This is a genomic window from Paraplanobispora siamensis (genome assembly GCF_016863175.1).
Classification (GTDB): Bacteria; Actinomycetota; Actinomycetes; order Streptosporangiales; family Streptosporangiaceae; genus Planobispora; species Planobispora siamensis.
Window position 1 is genome coordinate 1 of record NZ_BOOJ01000133.1, and the last position, 1,302, is coordinate 1,302.

The 1,302-nt window shown below is 67.3% G+C and carries 1 protein-coding gene; it reads left to right on the forward strand.

The window, feature by feature from the left end:
* Positions 1-1,302 (forward strand): Pup--protein ligase (pafA, locus tag Psi01_RS42870; protein WP_204069953.1); only part of this gene is annotated, 1,302 nt, incomplete at both ends.

Consider the following 1,302-nt stretch of genomic DNA (forward strand, 5'->3'; position numbering starts at 1 on the left):
ACCTTCAGAGGACAGCGACGGCTGTCCCCCGACGAGGTGGCGCGCTACCTGTTCCGCCGGGTCGTCTCCTGGGGACGATCGAGCAACGTCTTCCTGCGCAACGGCGCCCGCCTGTACCTCGACGTCGGCAGCCATCCGGAGTACGCCACCCCCGAATGCGACAACGTCGTGGAGCTCGTCACCCACGACAAGGCCGGCGAGCGCATCCTGGAGGGCCTGCTCGTCGACGCCGAAAAGCGCCTTCGCGAAGAGGGCATCGCCGGCGACATCTACCTGTTCAAGAACAACACCGACTCGGCCGGCAACTCCTACGGCTGCCACGAGAACTACCTGGTCGGACGGCACGGGGAGTTCGGCCGGCTGGCCGATGTGCTGATTCCGTTCCTGGTCACCCGGCAGATCATCTGCGGCGCGGGCAAGGTGCTGCAGACCCCGCGCGGAGCGGTCTACTGCGTCTCCCAGCGGGCTGAGCACATCTGGGAGGGCGTGTCCTCGGCGACCACCCGCTCCCGGCCGATCATCAACACCCGCGACGAGCCGCACGGCGACGCCGAACGCTTCCGCCGGTTGCACGTCATCGTCGGCGACTCCAACATGAGCGAGACCACGATGCTGCTCAAGGTCGGCGCCACCGACCTGGTGCTGCGCATGATCGAGGCGGGCACCGTGATGCGCGACCTGTCGCTGGAGAACCCGATCCGGGCCATCCGCGAGGTCTCCCACGACATGACCGGGCGCCGCCGGGTGCGCCTGGCCAACGGGCGGGAGGCCTCCTCGCTGGAGATCCAGCAGGAGTACCTGGGCAGAGTCAAGGATTTCGTGGATCGGCGCGGCGGCGACGAGATCAGCCACCGGGTGCTGGAGCTGTGGGAGCGCACGCTCACCGCGGTGGAGACCGGCAATCTAGACCTGGTCTCCCGGGAGATCGACTGGGTGACCAAATACCAGCTGATCGAGCGCTACCGCAAGAAGTACGATCTGCCGCTGTCCAGTCCCCGGGTGGCCCAGCTGGATCTGGCCTACCACGATGTGCACCGCCGGCGTGGGCTGTTCTATCTGCTGCAGAAGCGGGGTGCGGTGGAGCGGGTGGCCTCGGATCTGAAGATCTTCGAGGCCAAGTCGGTGCCGCCGCAGACGACCCGGGCGCGGTTGCGCGGGGAGTTCATCCGGCGGGCGCAGGAGAAGCGGCGTGACTTCACCGTCGACTGGGTGCATCTGAAGCTCAACGATCAGGCGCAGCGCACCGTGTTGTGCAAGGATCCGTTCCGCAGCGTGGACGAGCGGGTGGACAAGCTCATCGCC